Origin of the sequence: Alteromonas sp. PRIM-21 (assembly GCF_027563165.1) — a bacterium.
Lineage (GTDB): Bacteria > Pseudomonadota > Gammaproteobacteria > Enterobacterales > Alteromonadaceae > Alteromonas > Alteromonas macleodii_A.
This window is the reverse complement of sequence record NZ_JADOEK010000001.1, coordinates 347,871-365,828: the sequence shown is the minus strand read 5'-3', so window position 1 is coordinate 365,828 and position 17,958 is coordinate 347,871. Positions and strand designations below refer to the sequence as shown.

Annotated in this window: 19 protein-coding genes; 5 read left to right on the top strand and 14 right to left on the bottom strand. The window is 43.0% G+C overall.

Translation table 11 applies throughout. From position 1 onward, the window contains the following. The 6 genes from IW644_RS01505 to IW644_RS01480 all read right to left on the bottom strand — a co-directional run bounded on the left by IW644_RS01505 (window position 1) and on the right by IW644_RS01480 (window position 6,893). On the bottom strand, window positions 1-1,398 hold the full coding sequence (locus IW644_RS01505; protein WP_269916124.1) for a sensor histidine kinase: 1,398 nt from the start codon (window positions 1,396-1,398) through the stop codon (window positions 1-3). 62 nt (window positions 1,399-1,460) lie between these two features. Further along, on the bottom strand, window positions 1,461-1,742 hold the full coding sequence (locus IW644_RS01500; RefSeq protein WP_269916123.1) for a calcium-binding protein: 282 nt from the start codon (window positions 1,740-1,742) through the stop codon (window positions 1,461-1,463). Between the two features lie 301 nt (window positions 1,743-2,043). After that, the gene (locus IW644_RS01495; RefSeq protein WP_269916122.1) at window positions 2,044-4,113 is read right to left on the bottom strand and encodes a putative bifunctional diguanylate cyclase/phosphodiesterase; all 2,070 of its coding nucleotides are present in this window, start codon (window positions 4,111-4,113) and stop codon (window positions 2,044-2,046) included. Window positions 4,114-4,273: 160 nt separating this feature from the next. Beyond that, on the bottom strand, window positions 4,274-4,717 hold the full coding sequence (locus IW644_RS01490) for a tellurite resistance TerB family protein (protein ID WP_269916121.1): 444 nt from the start codon (window positions 4,715-4,717) through the stop codon (window positions 4,274-4,276). Window positions 4,718-4,890: 173 nt separating this feature from the next. Next, window positions 4,891-6,567, bottom strand: coding sequence for a SpoIIE family protein phosphatase (locus IW644_RS01485; protein ID WP_269916120.1), 1,677 nt, complete (start codon window positions 6,565-6,567; stop codon window positions 4,891-4,893). Window positions 6,568-6,587: 20 nt separating this feature from the next. Next, window positions 6,588-6,893 (bottom strand): STAS domain-containing protein, encoded by a 306-nt coding sequence (locus IW644_RS01480; protein WP_179982820.1) that lies wholly within the window; start codon window positions 6,891-6,893, stop codon window positions 6,588-6,590. A gap of 170 nt (window positions 6,894-7,063) precedes the next feature. Between IW644_RS01480 and yciH the strand changes: the two genes are divergently transcribed. The 3 genes from yciH to pheA all read left to right on the top strand — a co-directional run bounded on the left by yciH (window position 7,064) and on the right by pheA (window position 9,747). After that, a complete protein-coding gene (gene yciH, locus IW644_RS01475; protein ID WP_269916119.1) occupies window positions 7,064-7,396 on the top strand; it encodes a stress response translation initiation inhibitor YciH in 333 nt (110 codons plus the stop codon). Between the two features lie 61 nt (window positions 7,397-7,457). Beyond that, the gene (locus IW644_RS01470; RefSeq protein ID WP_269916118.1) at window positions 7,458-8,258 is read left to right on the top strand and encodes a response regulator; all 801 of its coding nucleotides are present in this window, start codon (window positions 7,458-7,460) and stop codon (window positions 8,256-8,258) included. A 307-nt stretch (window positions 8,259-8,565) separates the two neighbouring features. After that, the gene (gene pheA / locus IW644_RS01465; protein ID WP_269916117.1) at window positions 8,566-9,747 is read left to right on the top strand and encodes a prephenate dehydratase; all 1,182 of its coding nucleotides are present in this window, start codon (window positions 8,566-8,568) and stop codon (window positions 9,745-9,747) included. Between the two features lie 49 nt (window positions 9,748-9,796). On the opposite strand, the gene tyrA is transcribed toward pheA, so the two are convergent. Both tyrA and IW644_RS01455 read right to left on the bottom strand, forming a co-directional pair. Next, a complete protein-coding gene (tyrA, locus tag IW644_RS01460) occupies window positions 9,797-10,951 on the bottom strand; it encodes a bifunctional chorismate mutase/prephenate dehydrogenase (protein ID WP_269916116.1) in 1,155 nt (384 codons plus the stop codon). Window positions 10,952-11,025: 74 nt separating this feature from the next. Next, window positions 11,026-12,114, bottom strand: coding sequence for a 3-deoxy-7-phosphoheptulonate synthase (locus IW644_RS01455; protein ID WP_118489815.1), 1,089 nt, complete (start codon window positions 12,112-12,114; stop codon window positions 11,026-11,028). Window positions 12,115-12,765: 651 nt separating this feature from the next. Between IW644_RS01455 and IW644_RS01450 the strand changes: the two genes are divergently transcribed. Beyond that, window positions 12,766-13,482, top strand: a complete 717-nt coding sequence (locus IW644_RS01450; RefSeq protein ID WP_269916115.1) for an enoyl-CoA hydratase/isomerase family protein — start codon at window positions 12,766-12,768, stop codon at window positions 13,480-13,482. 90 nt (window positions 13,483-13,572) lie between these two features. Here the strand turns inward: IW644_RS01450 and IW644_RS01445 are convergent, their stop codons facing one another. From IW644_RS01445 to rpsP, 5 genes are all read right to left on the bottom strand, one after another. Then, window positions 13,573-14,223, bottom strand: a complete 651-nt coding sequence (locus IW644_RS01445) for a trimeric intracellular cation channel family protein (protein WP_269916114.1) — start codon at window positions 14,221-14,223, stop codon at window positions 13,573-13,575. A gap of 129 nt (window positions 14,224-14,352) precedes the next feature. Continuing rightward, the gene (gene rplS / locus IW644_RS01440; protein ID WP_024015986.1) at window positions 14,353-14,712 is read right to left on the bottom strand and encodes a 50S ribosomal protein L19; all 360 of its coding nucleotides are present in this window, start codon (window positions 14,710-14,712) and stop codon (window positions 14,353-14,355) included. 18 nt (window positions 14,713-14,730) lie between these two features. Beyond that, window positions 14,731-15,492, bottom strand: coding sequence for a tRNA (guanosine(37)-N1)-methyltransferase TrmD (trmD, locus tag IW644_RS01435; protein WP_269916113.1), 762 nt, complete (start codon window positions 15,490-15,492; stop codon window positions 14,731-14,733). Next, window positions 15,493-16,014 carry a ribosome maturation factor RimM gene (gene rimM, locus IW644_RS01430; RefSeq protein ID WP_179982811.1) on the bottom strand — a complete coding sequence of 174 codons (522 nt, stop codon included), beginning with the start codon at window positions 16,012-16,014 and terminating at the stop codon, window positions 15,493-15,495. Window positions 16,015-16,037: 23 nt separating this feature from the next. Beyond that, window positions 16,038-16,289, bottom strand: coding sequence for a 30S ribosomal protein S16 (gene rpsP / locus IW644_RS01425; protein WP_163084733.1), 252 nt, complete (start codon window positions 16,287-16,289; stop codon window positions 16,038-16,040). A 291-nt stretch (window positions 16,290-16,580) separates the two neighbouring features. Here rpsP and IW644_RS01420 point away from each other — a divergent pair, with 291 nt between their 5' ends. After that, window positions 16,581-17,066, top strand: coding sequence for a hypothetical protein (locus IW644_RS01420; RefSeq protein WP_269916112.1), 486 nt, complete (start codon window positions 16,581-16,583; stop codon window positions 17,064-17,066). 24 nt (window positions 17,067-17,090) lie between these two features. Here IW644_RS01420 and IW644_RS01415 read toward each other — a convergent pair whose 3' ends face one another. Further along, the gene (locus IW644_RS01415) at window positions 17,091-17,765 is read right to left on the bottom strand and encodes a DsbA family protein (RefSeq protein ID WP_269916111.1); all 675 of its coding nucleotides are present in this window, start codon (window positions 17,763-17,765) and stop codon (window positions 17,091-17,093) included. Between the last annotated feature and the right edge of the window lie 193 nt (window positions 17,766-17,958).

The window sequence follows — 17,958 nt, the reverse complement described above, 5'->3', positions numbered from 1 at the left end:
TTATTTTTCCTGTTGCGGAATGGTCACTCTAAAGCAAACATCGGCATAGTCTACATCTACTACTTTTACATCACCATGCATTAGTCGAGCGCAATCGGCAACAATTGATAATCCTAACCCCGTTCCGATAACATTGTCGTTTCTTGGCTCGGTCCCGCGGATAAAAGGTTCAAACAGCGTGTGTACTGATTCTGGCGCTATGCGTTTTCCTCGGTTGGCGACATCCAGTACAAGGCTATCATTTTCGTTATAAAGGCTAATATTTATCGGCCGTCCAACTGCTCCATGTGCTACAGCATTGGACACTAGGTTATCAAGTATTCTTCTAAATAATTCCTCGTCTACATGTACTGAAGATGAGGAGATATTCACGTCTACCTCTCTATCTTGAATGGCAAGGGCGTAATCTTCTAAACAGGCTTCGACTAATTTATTTGCATTACTTTCAACAATTTTAGGCTGCGCTTGTTGTAGTAGCAGATTGTAGTCGAGTAGTTTCTCAACCAGAGTATTGAGACGCTGGGTACTTGCAGTGAGTAATGACAAAACTTCTCGTTGAGCGTTATTTAATTCGCCTACCACGTTTTCTGATAACAAACTGCAGCCTTCTTTAATGCTTGCTAAGGGTGTTTTTAGTTCGTGCGCGGCATGCCTCAATAGTGCGGTTCTAATGTGCTCTAGCTGCTGCAGACGATCATAAAGCCAGTGCAAATCTTTCTCTACATCAATAAGTTCTCTAGGTGCCTGCTTAGACAGTGGCGGAAGCTGACCATCACTATGTGCCATGATACGAATAATTTTTTTAAGGTTATTAACGGGATTTACAATTAGTTGGCTGCCCATCAATATCAGAAGTAACGACACGCTAACCAGCATTGCAGTAGACCATGCCTGTTTTGCCTGCATGGCGTTTAAGTCGTCTTGTTGTACCTTAACCCGCTCTGTTATGGCCGCTTCTACATCGTCACGCAGTTGGTCAACACTATCTCCTACCGATGCTAGATACGCATTGAGCAGCAGCTGATCTTCGATTGCACGATATTCAGCGAGTTGATTAAGCTGCTCAGATAAACGGGAACAGGTTGCTGGTACGGAAAGCGCCTGACATAAGTTATCGGCTGCCACAGCAAACTGGTCTATGGCATTATCAGAGAGCTGCGCCACCCTGTCGTTACGTAAAACGGCAAACTGCCTGATACTGCGCTCTACATCGACCACTGCATTATCCAGACGTTGCATATCACTTACGACATCCACCACAAAGCGCGTTTCAAGGGTAGTCATTTGACCTACCTTTGCTAAATCGCTTTGGCTTTGCCAAAGAAGCGCAATAAGGGGAATAAGGGCCAGTACAAAACTTCCTAACGTTAACTGCCTTAGTGAACCAAGTTGTACCAAGCGCTCACCAAACGATACCTTGTTTATCAGAACCCTACCCTCATTGAAGTTGATATTCTTATCTACTCACTCGCGGTGAGCTTTTTGTTACCTGGCGTAAGCTTGCTCTTCGCCAACTCGGCTTCAGAGAGCTTACCGTCTTCGTTGTCGTCAATCAGCCCAAAGTTTCGCAGTAATCCTGTATGTCTTACTGCTTCTTTAAGTGAAATAAGACCATCTTTGTTTGTATCTAATTTCTGCATAAGCGTGCGTGCTGGTGTAGCATGCGCATCAGCTACTGAAACGGCTTGTACCGCAGCAACTGCACAAAGTGCTAATAAAACTTTTTCGAGACGTTTCATCATGAATCCTCCGCTAAACGCTTTTTAAATTCCTTCTCAATTCGCCAATTGCTAATCTCTGATGGTTACCGCCATTTCGCAATCAGTCATGTGGATATTACCATTAGTCTTCAATTAACCACTATGTTTAATGCATTCAAACTACCTATGCTATTTTCAGACCAAAAGAAATATTAACAATATATACAACAACTTAAGAGTTACACCGTTAGTCCCTCGCCTGTAATTAAAGGGCGGGTGTTGCAATAAAGAAACACTGGGCGTGAACGTATGTCGCCAACATTGTCGACATACTTTTGTAGCTTTAAGCGAATTGTTCAGCTTTATACTGGTAGGGAGAAGCGACAAGGTCATTGATGGGGACAGGTTTGCTAAACATGAAACCCTGAACGTTGTCACAGCCGTGCTCTATCAGATAATGCCATTGGTCAAGGTTTTCTATCCCTTCAGCGCAAACTGAAAGTGATAGGCGTTTTGCCAAATCGATAATAGCGCCTGTTACTAGTCGGCTTCGTTCTGAAGATTGGAGTTCAGTCACAAACTGCCTGTCTACTTTGAGGGTATCTATATTGATTTGAGTGAGATAACTCAAAGATGAATAACCCGTACCAAAATCGTCAAGCGCGATAGCACATCCCATATTACTAATGCGCCTGAAAAACTTATTAGAAAGCGAGAAATTTTCAAGATAAGCACTTTCGGTAACTTCAAATTCAATGTTCTCTGGGTTCACGTCATAAAGCGTAAAAGTATTGTAGATATGATCGAACAGTTGATTACTTCTCAAATCATGACCGGATAAATTAATAGAAGCCCTGAAAGACCCCTTTGCCCAGCGTGTGAGGTTAGGCATATCCATACACACTCGGTTGATGACCCAACGCGTAATAGCGGTGATCTTCCCGCCTTGTTCCGCGATAGGAATAAACTCGTTCGGCATAACAAGGCCAAACTCAGGATGCTGCCAACGAATCAATGCTTCAGCACCAATTACATTACCGTTGTTGTTTACTTTAACTTGGTAGTAAACGACAAACTCATCGTTGGTTATACCTTGTTCAATACCATTGGCTAGATGCAGTTTACGCTTGTGAGATTCCACCATATCCGGTGTAAATAATGTGTAGCTTCCCCTTCCCCTTGCCTTTGAACGATACATGGCTAAGTCAGCGTTACTCATAAGCTCACTTAAATCGTACCCTGCATCAGACGCTGTGGCCACGCCGACACTCAACCCCACGGTAAGCGATAGCCCTCTAAGTTCAAAGGGCTCGTCGAACGCTGTAATTAGCCGCGTTGCTAAACTCTTTGCTTGATCTGCCGTCGCATCTCTATCTGGGAGGACTAAAAACTCGTCGCCGCCTAAACGAGCAAACAAGTCACCGTCTCTAAGTAAACACTGCACCCTATCTGCAACTTCTATCAAAATAAGGTCGCCGGTTTCGTGTCCTAGCGAATCATTTATCCCTTTAAAGCCATCAAGATCGAAAAATAGCAACAATAGATCTTCGTCATTTCTTTTTGCTCGAGCTAACTCCAGTCTTAAATTATCAAGAACAAACTGTCTGTTAGGTAACCCTGTCAAACTATCGAAATTCGCAAGGCGAGACATTGTCTCTTGCTGGTCGACCAAAGTTTGTTTTTGTTCAAAATTCACCAGTAACTCAACTTCGATAGCATCTAATAAGCTGTTAATGTTGGTGGCTATGCTGCCTATCTCATTAGATGAGTTTATTGAGCTTCGTAGCGCGTAATCTTTGGTTTCAAACACTTCTTGTGTAAACCGCCCTAACGAGGCCAAAGGTGAAATTAATCTGGATACTATGAAAATACATACGCCAGCACACAATAGCCAAAGTGCTATAAAAACTGGTATTTGTTCTAAAAACTGCCGAGCACTATTTGTTGTCTGAACGTTGGTGCTGTCGGCGTAAATAACAATGTGCCCCATGGGGTAAAGGCTACTACCAACAATTTGATGGGCAACAATAACACCTTCGTATTGGTTTATACCATAAGGAACGCTTTGAGGTGTTTTGGGTACCGCGGGGTCGCTTATTTCGAGCACGTTTTCAAGCTGAATAGCAGAGATAATGCGGTAGTTATTGTCGTAAAAAGCTGCTGATAAAAGCTGTTGATGTTCTTTTACGGGTTGGAACAACATAGAGAGTAACGCGTCGTTCCCAGGGCTCCTTTCCATCATCCCTGATAATTGTAGCGCAAGAGAATTACTTAAAGCGGCGGTGTTGTTTTTTACCAACTCAACTACATACTTGCTATTATCTAATTTATAAACCATAGCGATTGAGATAATTAAAACTGCCGAGGATAAGGCAACAGCAATCCCAATGGGAACTTTCAATGTTTTCAACACACGTGTGTCCTTGCTTACTACTTTGATTAAAGCGGTAGATGCAAGGTTAACAATCCCCTTAACACAGCCACTTTTTTATTATTCTGGCTGCAATAGTATGTCACGGACTCAAAAATTAAAAATGGATTTTTGAAGGTATTTCCCCCCCATTAAGCGTTGATTATTTCGTACCTTCAACAACTTCGAGCTTTGTTTTGATGAACTGGCTGTGAGGGACATACAATAAATCGGCGATTTGTCGTATTGTACTTTCTTCCAGCGGCGCTAGGGAATTATCGGCGTACGCAATAACCCAAAGGCTTTTAATTACGCTAACTTTTTCCTCTGCGGAATAGTGATTATTGAGAACTTGAGTAAAGTGAACAAGGTCCACTGCATCATCCGCTGTTTGGTGCCCCCGCTGTAGCAAAAGCTCCATAGCCTCATCATCGACATTTACCAGACGTTTAAGCTGCTTCTCATATTCTTCCTTTTCCGTATCGGTTACCTGATTATCTGCATTGACCAATTCGCTAAGTAAAGCAGCGGTGGCAAGTTCGATGGTGTAGGCAGATTCCGCTTTTTTGTGAGACTCTTCAAAGAGTTTGAGAAATGATTTCAGCATAAGCCCTCAGGTTTAAAGTTATGGCAACGCAGTTTTTACTAAAGGAAACTGAGTATTTAGCTAATTCATACTGAGTGGAAGGAGATTTCGATTAGTTGCTTAATTCCTTGGATAACTCTATGGGGGAAGGGCTATATAGTCCACGCTAACAAAGCTTAAAAGGCATCCTTTGGCTAATTTCGAGTGCTTAGCAGACAAAGGACTTTGCTTCCGTTATTTTCAAACCAGACTCTCTCGCAAAGTGCGGTGATAAGAGGAATGCCTCGACCGTAACACTCATCATTAGATGAGCGAGCTCCTGCTAAATAGGTTTTATCTTCCCATTGAAACCCTTGCCCACTATCCTCAACCGAGATCAGCACTTCGCCTTTCATGGGTAAGGACTCGACTCTGATGATAATTCGCCCATGTTCCATCACTTTTAATGACGCTTCACGTTTTTCGTAATACTGTTGAAAGCCCCTGCTATCACGCTTCAGCTTTGAGTCTAAATTCAGGATCCCGTGCTCAAGAGCATTATTAAATAATTCTGATAATACCGTGTACACAATTGAACGAATACCCTGAATCCCCTCACATTGCCCGGTTAATTGAAGTACACGAGGCAAAACATCGGGTTCCTTGAGGTGTTTTGCCTCAAGAACAACTTCATGTACTGAGGGAAAACTACTTTCGACTTGGCTTTGTACCGGCATCTTTATTGGTTTTGAAGTAAATACAACCAAGGTCACATCATCATGAAAAGTAGATGTCGCGCAGTGCGCGTTGGCCCGGTCAAACAAAGACCTTGCCTTAATAGCACCGTCCTCTGTCATTTGCTCTTTTACTATGTCGATTAACCCGTCTTCTAACAACATATCCCCATTGCCGCTGGCAATTTCTATAAGCCCGTCAGTGCATACAACCAATTGCTCGTTATGCCCCAAGTTAATCGTGTCAGTATCCGTATTTAGCTCGTGTTCTTCCAAAATACCCAAGGCCATATGGCGAGAAGAAAACTTACGCAACGCCATATTTGTTTTAGCGGGAATAATCACTGCAGGCATCCCGCCTTGCCATAAATTTATACGATTCCCTTGCGCATTAATTTCACCAATTACTGCCGCCATAAACATGTCACTGGGTAAAAACCTGATGAGTATTTGATTTAGTTCACTAACAATTTCAGATACAGATACACCTTGCTGACTTAACTCCTGAAACGCACGGGTTACAGGCAGCGCTCCAATGGCCGAGGCAAGGCCATGACCGGTAAAATCTCCTACAATGAAATAGATGCCACCACTTGGGCTTGCTTCACACAGAAATAAGTCGCCGTTAAAGGTTTCAGCAGGTTTGAGGAAACAGTCGAAGTGAGCCTGAACTTCTGGGCGATTAACAATAGCATGACTGAATATATGTTCTACGATGGAGTGTTCGCGGGCCACCCGTTGGTTAAAAACTCGTAGTGTCTTGTTTTGTTCTTCAACGTATTCACTTAGCGCGCGTATTTTTAGATGCGCTCGAATTTTTGCTATTAAAATATGGCGGTCGAAAGGTTTAGTTGCAAAATCATTGCCTCCTACTTCCAAACAGCGTACTAGACTGTCTTTATCTTCTAAAGCAGTGATAAAAAGAATGGGAAGATAAGGGCCTTTTGCGAGTTGTCGAATTTTAGGCGCCACATCAAAGCCTGACAGGCCAGGCATTACCACATCAAGCAGCACGAGATCTGGCTGCTCTTCAATAAACTTTTCAATCGCCTCTACGCCATTAACGGCTTCTACGCATTTTTTATAGCCTGCGTTGTAAAGCATGTTAGTCAATAAAGTACGGTTGATAGCCTCATCATCAACAATAAGGATTTTCAAAAGAGGGTCCTTTCTACAGGCTATTTAATGTCGAACTTCTTATCGAACCGGGATATTTTGAGGATCTTAGCCACTTGGGGTCTGGCATTTTCGATGCTGTACGTAAGCGTTCTTTCGGCTAGTGTTTTTTGCATATTCAACAACATGCCTAAGGCTGAGCTATCCATGTACTCTGTACGAGATAGATCCACAGTGATATGACTCACATCATTGTTAAGCTCACTGTAGGCGTTTCTAAAGTCTTCTACTTTGCTGAAGTCGAACTTTGTACCCACATCTATAACTAACACTTTCCCTTGATTTTGGTAGCTTGACGTTATTTCCATATGCTTTCCTTAAAATGTCAGCAGAAATGCTTCAATACATGCTTTTATCTTTGCTATCCTTATTCTAGTTGAACTTTTCTACATCGCCATCGAAGGCTAATTAAACTTTCGTATGATTACACTTTGTTTAGTGTATTAAAGATGGTTTTACAGAATTTATTGAGGTATTTATGCAAGATTGGCAAGACGCTCTTTTGGTTTACAGCACACAGAGCGGCAAAATAAAGCCTGAGCAAAAAGCTGAGCAACGGTCAGTGTCTACTGACGGCGTAGTTCGTATTCATCGAGAAACAAAAGGTCGCAAAGGGAAAGGCGTGTCGTTAATTAAGGGGTTGGATCTCCCTTCAGATGAACTAAAGAAATTAGGCTCAGAACTAAAAAAGAAATGCGGTTGCGGCGGTGCAGTGAAAGAAGGTGTCATTGAGGTGCAAACTGATGATAGAGAAAAACTGCGCTCGCTACTTACCGACAAAGGGTACAAAGTTAAGCTTGCTGGTGGTTAGCGATAAAAAACTACCGGTTCGCTCTCACTTTTTCATAAACATATAACAAAAAGAGTCTGAAATGGAAAAGCTGTCAATTTCTGATTTACACATTATTTTGGTTGAACCTTCTGATACACAACGAAAAATTATTACTACGTTGCTGTTGAAGGAAAACGTTAAGGAAATTGACCCTGTCAGTACCCTTTCCGAAGCCCGTTCTGCAGTTAAAGCCCATGGCGCCGACTTAATTGTAAGTGCGATGTATTATGAAGATGGAACCGCACTAGAACTTCTTAAATTCATTAAAGAAGATGATGAATTTAAGAGTATTCCATTTATGCTGGTATCTAGTGAAAACCGATTGAGCAAGTTAGAAGAGTTTAAACAAGCCGGTGTCGCCGCTATCCTTCCCAAACCGTTTGAGACTCTTCACTTGTCTCGAGCGCTAAATGCTAGCCTTGACCTTATAAACCACGATGAATTGGAACTCGATTTATTCGACGTACACGATGTTCGAGTACTGCTAGTCGATGACAGCAAGCTTGCAAGAAATCACATTAGACGCGTACTTGAAGGAATGGGGCTACAGCGAATTCAAGAGGCAGAAAATGGTGCCGCAGCGCTTACTTTGATCAAAGATCAAGCTTTCGATCTTGTTGTGACTGACTACAATATGCCAGAAATGGATGGTCGAGAGTTGTCTGAGTTCATTCGTTTTAACCCAGAAACTACCCACATTCCTATTATTATGGTGACGTCTGAATCGGCAGATAGCGCACACATGGCAAACATTCAGCAAACTGGAGTAAACGCCTTATGCGACAAGCCGTTTGAACCAAATGAAGTACGCCAAATGCTCTCTGCACTTCTAGGTAACTAAATTTCGCTGAAGCATCTATTAGCTATAGCCGCATGTCGCAAAAGGCTAGCGATTTGCGGCAAACTTATTTTTAGCTCTTTTTCAAGTCCCCCATATCAAAAACGACTATACATTTTGTAAAAATGAGTTGACACAAATAGGGCTTCAACATACATTCATTGTTATGAAACAGAATATAAAGCACGTAGCATTTTTCTTTTTTGCGTTTACATCCTTTAATTAGGGAGGCGCAGCTACATGCATGAAAACCTCCCTCTAGGGAGGTTTTTTTTTAGTAACATTTTTACACGACTCACACGGGAACCTTATGTCAGACAATGCACTAGATACTGTTAGAGAGCGCATTACCGCTCTAGACAGTGAATTACTTACACTACTCTCGGAACGCAGAAAATTAACCAACGAAGTTGCTGAGACGAAAATAAAGCATCATATCCCTGTGAGAGATCAAAAGCGCGAAGAACAGCTGTTGGTTCGCCTAATAAAAGAAGGTCAAGATATCGGTTTAGACCCTCATTATGTAACACAGATTTTTCACGTCATTATCGAAGACTCAGTTTTGAATCAACAAGCTATGCTTGCAGAGCGCGCCAACCCCGGCAGCACGCTGCCATTGAACCGCGTGGCGTTTTTAGGCGATAAGGGCTCATACTCTTATTTGGCTACACAGAAGTATTTTTCACGGAGACCTGGTGAGTTACTTGAAATTGGCTGCCAAAGCTTTGCTGAAATTATTAACAAAGTTGAAAGTACAGAAGCCGATTACGCAGTTTTGCCTATTGAAAATACGACCTCGGGCAGTATTAACGAAGTGTACGACCAGCTACAGCATACTCAGCTAAGTATTATTGGCGAGCTTACCCACCCAATTCGCCATACCTTGTTGGTGGGAACTAACACCAGTATAGATAAGATTAAAACGCTTTATGCACATCCACAGGTATTCACCCAATGCAGCCACTTCTTAGCGGAACTTGGTAACGTTGAAGTAAAAACCATGGACAGCACAAGCTCAGCTATGTTGACAGTTAGCGAACTTCAGCGCGACGACGTAGCAGCTATTGGAAGTGAAGCTGGCGGAAATCTTTACGGCCTTATGGCAATTAAAAGTAATTTGGCCAACCAAAAAGAAAACCACAGTCGCTTTATCGTTGTGGCACGTAATCCGGTTGTGGTGCCTTTACAGGTACCGGCTAAAACTACGCTTGTTATGTCTACCGTTCAAAAGCCGGGAGCGCTTGTTGAAGCTTTGCTCGTGCTTCGAGAAAACAGCATAAATATGACTAAGCTCGAGTCTCGCCCCATGCCTGGTAACCCGTGGGAAGAGATGTTTTACATTGATGTGGAAGGCAACGTAGAAGACGGCCCTGTACAAAATGCCCTTGATGCATTGCGAGGTATTACGCGCTACATCAAAGTGCTGGGGTGTTACCCAAGTGAGGAAATTAGCCCAACTAAAGTGGCAGCGGCAAGCGCGTTGACAAACTAGTACAAAAAAGGCGAGCTCCATTGCTCGCCTTCTTACTCATTCGTTTAGTTTATTTATCTCTTAGAAGCTGTCCGTCATCAGCCTTTAGCAACATCTGTTTACTATCTACTAAACACTTCTTCGCATAGTCTCCAAACCAAGCACCGACTCTCATAAACTGCTCGACAAACCCTTTTTTGTCTCCGTTTTCAAGTAACGATAAAGCGATACCAAAGCGCTCGTAAAAACGGCGTAGCAGTGCAAAATTGTCAGGATTATTAAAGATAATATCAGCATAGAGCTGCGGAGACTGGGCAAACAGTCTTCCAACCATTGCTAGCTCTAACCGATAAATAGGCGAGCTAAACATGGTGAGTGACTCTAGATTTGGATCTTCACCTTTCAAATGTTGCCCATACACAAAGGTGTTGAAGTGGCGCATGACTTGAATATACGCCATAGCTTGATCGTGCTCTTGTGCGCTTGAGTCATGAATTGTGGCTCCCCAAATTCGCATTTGCTCAATCAGCCAACTGTACTTTTCACTATGGCGTCCGTCACACACTACTACGACTTGTTTGATCATGCCTGGCGCATCAGGGCCAAACATAGGGTGCAACCCAACGACAGGGCCGCTATGTACAGCAAGCATCGCCTCTAAAGGCTTAGCTTTAATACTGGTTATATCTGCAAGCACGCAATCTTTTGGCAGCATAGTTAGTTTGCTAATCACGGCTTCTGTTAAGTTTATAGGTACGGCAACAACAACTAGTGAAGCACTGCTAAGCAGCGATGCGGCTCTACCACTTTCCCAGTCGTCTTTTTCAACCACCGAAACTTTATAGTTACTTCGTTCAAATAAACTGACGAAAACACGACCCAGAGCTCCTGCACCACCAATTACTACGACGTTGTCAGTATCGGGTTTTACGCATCGATACTTGTTATTTTGCGTGTGATAAGACTCTCGCATTACGCGTCGTAATAGATCTTCGGTGAGCTCGGGAGAAACCCCTAGTGCCTCGGCCTGAGCGCGGCGTGACGCGATCAGTGCTTTTTCACGTTCAGGTACATAAACAGGCATGCCTGCTTCAGCCTTAATCTGGCCGACTTGGGTTGTGATTTGGTTGCGTTTTGCGAGTAACTCGACAAGCTGGGAATCCAGCTCGTCGATACCTTCTCGCAGCGTATCTAACTGTTTTAAGTGCTGCGATAAATCGGCCATTCTGTCTTATCCTTGAATCAAATGGCACGGGGCTTATGGGCAATTTTATATTGCCCATTAGACGTCACTTATTATTAGGCCACCGTGCGCTTATTTTGGCGTAAGGGTAACACAGTTATTAATTTATCTCTGGTTTGAGAGATTAAGTTTTCTGTTGTTTCCCAATCGATACAACCGTCTGTAATTGAAACTCCGTACTCTAGTTCTTCGGGCTTCTTACCTTCCGCTTTTTGGTTACCGGGCTTCAAATGACTTTCCAGCATAACACCAATAATAGACTGATTACCTTCAAGGATTTGATTTACCACGTTCTGTGCAACTAATGGCTGGCGGCGGTAATCTTTTGAAGAATTTGCATGACTACAGTCAACCACTAGTCCTGCAGTCAATCCAGCATCCTGAAGCTCGATTTCGCATTCTGATACACATACCGAATCGTAATTTGGCTGCTTACCGCCGCGCAAAATGATATGGCCGTCTGGGTTACCACTGGTACCGATAATACTTACCTGCCCCTGCTTGTTGATTCCCATAAAGCGATGGCCTGAGGCAGCAGATTTAAGCGCATTAATTGCAATATCTAGGCTTCCATCTGTACCATTTTTAAAGCCCACTGGCATTGACAGGCCACTGGCCATTTCTCGGTGAGTTTGTGACTCAGAAGTGCGCGCACCAATAGCCGCCCAGCTAAATAGCTCAGCAAGGTATTGAGGGCTTATTGGATCTAATGCTTCTGTTGCAACAGGCAATTCCAGCTCAGCTAACCAAATTAGAAGCTCTCTTGCTTTGCGAAGACCCGTTTCAATATCAAACGTACCATCAATATGAGGGTCGTTGATTAAGCCTTTCCAACCTGTTGTAGTACGCGGCTTCTCGAAGTACACACGCATAACGATAAACAGCGTATCTTTGCATGATTCATGAAGCTCTTTAAGCTTAAGCGCATACTCTTTGGCTGCTTCAATATCGTGTATAGAACAGGGGCCACATACAACAAGTAGTCTGTGGTCACGGCGATGAATGATATCTGATACAATTTTTCTCGACTCTGATATCGCCGCTAACGCTTTGTCTGACACAGGCAATTCAGCACTAAGCGCTTCTGGGGTAATAAGTACATCTTCTGTACTTACGTGAACATTATTTACGGTGTCCTTGATCATGGGAGTTCTCTTACTCTCTTAACTACAAATAAAAACGGAAAATTAAACGCCAAAAGAGTGTGCAATCTGCATGTAAACTTTATTGTACAACCAGCTTTTTCTATATTTCTTTAACGTCATTGACTTTTTAACAACTTAAGCATAATAGCGCAAGCAATAACGAATAATACTTTAATCTAGGGTAGATTCGAAGCAAATGAGCATGACGAAATGGCAATGCCTCATATTTAAAGCTCAATTTTTAATCGGCAGTGAGGTTTAATCCTTTTTACTTAGCTTCCCTAAATTGTAAGCGTCACCCATAAGTACTTCACCAGCCATCGCACTCGATAATACTGCTATTACAAATATCATCTCTCCTGGCATTCTCGATACCAGCAAAAAGGCTCCAAGCAGCAAACATCAACACCGATAATCCCAATTGATTAGCAATGAATTTAATATATATTTTCTTCACTTTTGATCCCCGAAGAAGCCAAGCAAGCTTACGTTACTGATGCACATCTCCGTGCACCTCAAATTTATGTATCTTTAATTTATGTATCTTAGATTTATTTATCTCAGGTTATTAACGGGCATAAATAAGCTAAATTTCTCATTTATTGTCTAGGTTTTGTATGATTGCCACAAAGGAATAATAACGAGAACACAATGCAACATTTAAGTATCACTTATACTGGCGACGTAGCTACATTAACCATGACAAATGGTGAAAACCGCCATAACCCTGTATTTGCAAAAGAGATGCTTTCAGCTTTAGATGCTATTAAAAGCAATGAAAGCTGTAAAGCACTGGTGATCACATCAAACGATGAGAAATGCTTTAGCTTAGGCATTGATACCGATTGGCTGATGCCGGCTATGAAAGCGAGTCGCACAGAAGAAATAAAGCAATTCATGCATGACATGGACGATGTATTTAAAACCCTGCTCCTCTACCCGCTTCCTGTTATCGCTGCCATCAATGGCCACGCCTTTGGTAATGGAGCAATTTTAGCGTGTGCTTGCGACTTTAGGTTCATGCGCTCAGACAAAGGCTTTTTCTGTTTCCCTGAGGTAGATTTGTCTATTCCCTTTTTGCCGGGAATGATTGAGTTTGTTAAAAAGGCGATGCCTTATTATCGGTTCAACGAAATGAAGCTTTCAGGAAGACGTGTTTCTGGCAAAGAATTAGAGCAAGATCATGTGGTAGAGAAAGCGTACGACACTCAAGAAAGCTTGCTTGAAGGTGCACTGAACTACGCAAAAACCTTTGATAAAAAGCGAGGTATATTTGGTGAACACAAAAAACGACTGCACAAACATATCATTCATACTATAGACAGCGAAAATAAGCCGCTTATTGAGGCCCTATCTCTTATGGCTTAATTAGCTTTGAGGGCGGGTATTACATATAGCAAGGCTGTGTAAACCAAAGGGGTAACACAGCCTTATATTGTATATTTTTAATAAATGGACTTATTTATCGCTAGTGTTTTTTTCTGAAGGCTTTGACGTCCGTTTTCTGAACAAGTCTACATTCAGTCCCCAATGAAGTGATGCTATTCGCAATAAAACTGTTACGCCAACAGAGCCCAAAATACACCAAATATAGGGGATATCCACTGCAAATAGCGCAGCATACGTCAGCCCCCCAGCAAAACAGGCGCTCGCATAGACATCGCCACGCATAACATAAGGCACTTCTCTGCACACCACGTCCCTCATCAAACCACCGAAGATGCCTGTGGTCATTCCCATGGTTAAAGCAACAATCATCCCTGTACCGCTAATTAAAGCTTTTTCGATACCTATTACGTTAAATATAGCGAGCCCTATTGTATCAATCAGAATGAAGTAAAAATTTGAAGGGGATGGGAAGTAGCGTATTAATAATACTGTAGCGATGATCGCACTGTAAGTTGCTAAAAGGTATTCTGAGGTTTCTACCCAAAATATCGGTTTTCCCAAAAGTAAATCTCTTAGCGTGCCTCCGCCGAGCGCCGTCATAACGCCAACAACCACTATTCCGAAGCCGTTAATATTTTTCTCATGCCCCAACAGTGCGCCTGATATAGCGAAGAAGGCGACCCCCATAATGCCTAGCACAATAAAATATTCGGAAGTCATTCTGCTCTCTATTAAAAAACCTTAATGTATGTAATGGACAGAACAGGAAAAAGATCGAATTTCAGGCACAAAAAAGCCCGCTTAAAGCGGGCTTTTTCGAAGTTAACAATAACGCAAGGATTAGTAATCTTAGTTAAGCTTCTCTTTGATACGTGCAGATTTACCTGAACGCTCACGTAGATAGTAAAGCTTAGCACGACGAACCGCACCGCGACGTTTAACTTCAATTGAAGAAACTGCCGGGCTGTGTGTTTGGAACACACGCTCAACGCCTTCGCCGCTAGAAATTTTACGCACGGTAAAAGACGAGTGCAGACCACGGTTACGCTTAGCGATAACAACACCTTCATATGCCTGAAGACGCTCTTTGTCACCTTCGGTAACGCGAACTTTAACAACTACTGTGTCACCTGGACCAAACGCAGGAACATCAGTCTTTAGCTGTGCTTCTTCGATTTTTTTGATGATATCTTGACTGACTTTGCTCATCATATCCTCTCGTCCTAGTTAACTGTCATCTTGCTGCAGTTGCGCTTGGAATAATTCAAGCAAACGCTGCTGCTCCTCAGTCAGAGCTAGGTGATTTAACAATTCAGGGCGACGCTGCCAGGTTCTACCTAATGACTGCATCAATCGCCACTGCCTAATTTTTTCATGGTCCCCACTTAACAACACCTCAGGTACCTTTTGACCATCAAGTATTTCGGGCCGCGTATAATGCGGACAATCCAAAAGACCGTCAGTGAAAGAATCTTCAACTGCTGAAGCTTTATGCCCCAACACACCGGGAACAAGCCTGGCAACCGCGTCCATAAGGACCATTGCAGGTAGTTCACCGCCGCTTAACACGTAATCACCAATAGACACTTCTTCATCTACATGGCTTTCGATTACCCGCTCGTCGATGCCTTCATATCGCCCGCAAATTAAAATTGTGCGGTCAATATTAGCAAGGCGTTGTACGCCCGCTTGGTCAAGGGTTTTCCCTTGGGGTGATAAGTAGATCACCTTACTTTTTTCACCGCCCACTTGCTTGGCGGCTTGTATCGCGTCAGTTAGCGGTTTTACCATCATCAGCATACCGGGGCCGCCTCCGTAGGGGCGATCGTCTACTGTACGATGGCGGTCATGTGTAAAGTCACGGGGGTTGAAGGTGTCAACCGATACCGTTCCAGACTTAACAGCTCGTCCTATCACACCCTGTTGGGTAAAAGGGACAAACATATCTGGAAACAGGCTAACAACGCCAAACCACTTTTCCGGTGTCACTTAAAACCCCGGGTCCCAGTCAACTTTAATGACCTTCGCTTCTTTATCTACCTCTTGTACGACTTCGTCGAACACAAAAGGTAATAGTCTTTCTTTTTGACCGAAAGCATCGCCTACATTCGCTTTAACGTGGATCACGTCGTTAGCACCTGTATTAAACACTTCCTTCACCACACCCAAGTCGTAACCTTGCGTTGTTACTACTTTCATGCCGGTGAGCTCACGCCAATAAACCCCTTCGTCGCCTAAATCAGGCAGCTGTGAAGCATTTATGTTGATATCCAAGTTTTTGATGCGCTCGGCATCATCTCGACTATCAACGCCCACAATTTTTGCAACGAGGCTTTTACCGTGCGGTCGCCACTGATCAATTTGGTATTCTTTTTCTTCGCCAAGAAACCATGGCGTGTACTCGAAAATACCTTCTGGCGTTTCTGTATAGCTGTTGATTTTGACCCAACCTTTAACACCGTACGGTGCGCCAATTTTGCCAACAATCACTTTGTCAGACGCTAGACTCATCTATACCACCAGTTAATAACAGCTTACGCTGCAGATTTTTTCGCTTCTTTTACCAAGCTAGAAACGCGCTCTGATAAGCTCGCGCCTACGCCAACCCAGTAATCTACACGCTCTAGATCTACGCGAAGACGTTCCGCTTGACCTTGTGCAGTTGGGTTGAAGAAACCGATGTTTTCAATGAAACGACCGTTTCTTGCACGACGGCTATCAGCCACCACTAGTTGATAAAATGGACGCTTTTTCGCGCCACCACGCTGTAAACGAATAGTAACCATAAATGCCTCAAACTCGTTGTAGCGTTACCGTTAACTTAAGCCTTCATTCAACGACTAAAAATTAGACGCCAATTGGAAGGCCGCCGAATTATACGGATATCACCGTTCAATGCAAGTAAAAGTCTTGTTTAACTTATAATTAGTTCACACTCTATATGGTATTACTTTAATTATTGTCGATAGCAGTAACTCAGCAGGCTAAGCTCAATAAACAAACAATTATCAATAGCATTTTCATTGTCTTGGTACTATGGTAAACAAGTATTTGGAAAAACATGAAGGATTATAATTATGAAACGTAGAGCTTTTCTATCAGCACTTCTTCTTTCCCAGCTTGCAGGATGCAGTACTATTTCGGAACTAGCTATACCTCAAGCGTCTATTTCCTCAGATGAAGCCCGCGTCGATTTTTACGCTCAACAATGGGAGAACGAGGAAGAGTTTGTTCGACTTATGTGCTGGAATCAACGCCCCTCTGATGACATTCGAGTACGCGATTTATCAGCCGGTGAACACACTCTCTTTGTTATCGCTACGGTCAAAAACTCAGGAGTAAGGCAAATTAATCGTAGAGAGGCTGTGGTTCGATTGGACGCAGCCCTTGAGGGAGGCAAACGCTATTCCCTTGCCCAAGCCAGAGACGGAGACAGCATGAAAGTATGGCTCCAAGAATCTGAAACCGGTCTTCTAGCTTCTCAAGTTGTAGATGTTGAAGTGAGTGTGCCACGTTTGGTTGGTAACACGCGTTTAGAACAATGCAAAGAAGGTACCGTTTAAACCTATCCCATTTTTAAACGACGGTTATAGGTGGCGCAAGGTTACACTTGCGTCATTATAGTCGTAGGGAACGTTTTGCCACTGTGCGTTTTTAAGCGCTTGTGACTTTGTCTCTTCTGCCTCGGCAGGTTTGCCTGATTTGAGTATTAAACTGGGGAAGCCTTGAGCCCCGATACTACGAGCCATATGCATTTCTTCGTTAAGTTTCTCAACTGTACTTGCACTATTAAGCGCTAACTTAAAGCGCTCCACATCAAGTCCTATCTCTTTAGCAAAGCCCGCCAAGGTATCAAAGTCTGATGGGTTTCTTGCATTTAGGTAGTACCCTTCTTGAATTGCCTTGATCATTGCTTTCTCTAATATTTTAGCTTCTCCACTATCTTTAGCCTGAGCTTTTGCCGCAATAACTGCTCGACACGAAGGATAGGTAGAACGGCGGGGCTGACATTGCGTCCAAAAGTCGTAATTAAACTGAGTGCCTGGCACTCGCTCTTGAATAGTTTTCCAGTATCCAGCAATAGTAAGCTTCATTTGTTCAGGCATCGGTACATCATTATCTGGTGCAAGACCGCCAAGCAAATAGACAACCTCAATATCATTGGGCAAGTCACTTTGTATTTTTTCCCAGGTAGGAACAAACGCCCAACACCAGCTGCACATTGGGTCGTGCACGTAATATAAAGTTCGCTTCTCTTCCATCATTGTTACCTTTGCCGGCCGCTGCCTAACGAAAACATTTAATTTTTCACTCAAGTTAACGCTAACTATATTTAGCTTTATTAATTTGCTGCGTTACTCGTTTATTGCTTCACTCAATTTTCATCCCAGCGTAAATACTGTCGCTGTAGTCGCATTGGTTACGTCCAATGTACACACTTTACCGTATAATCCA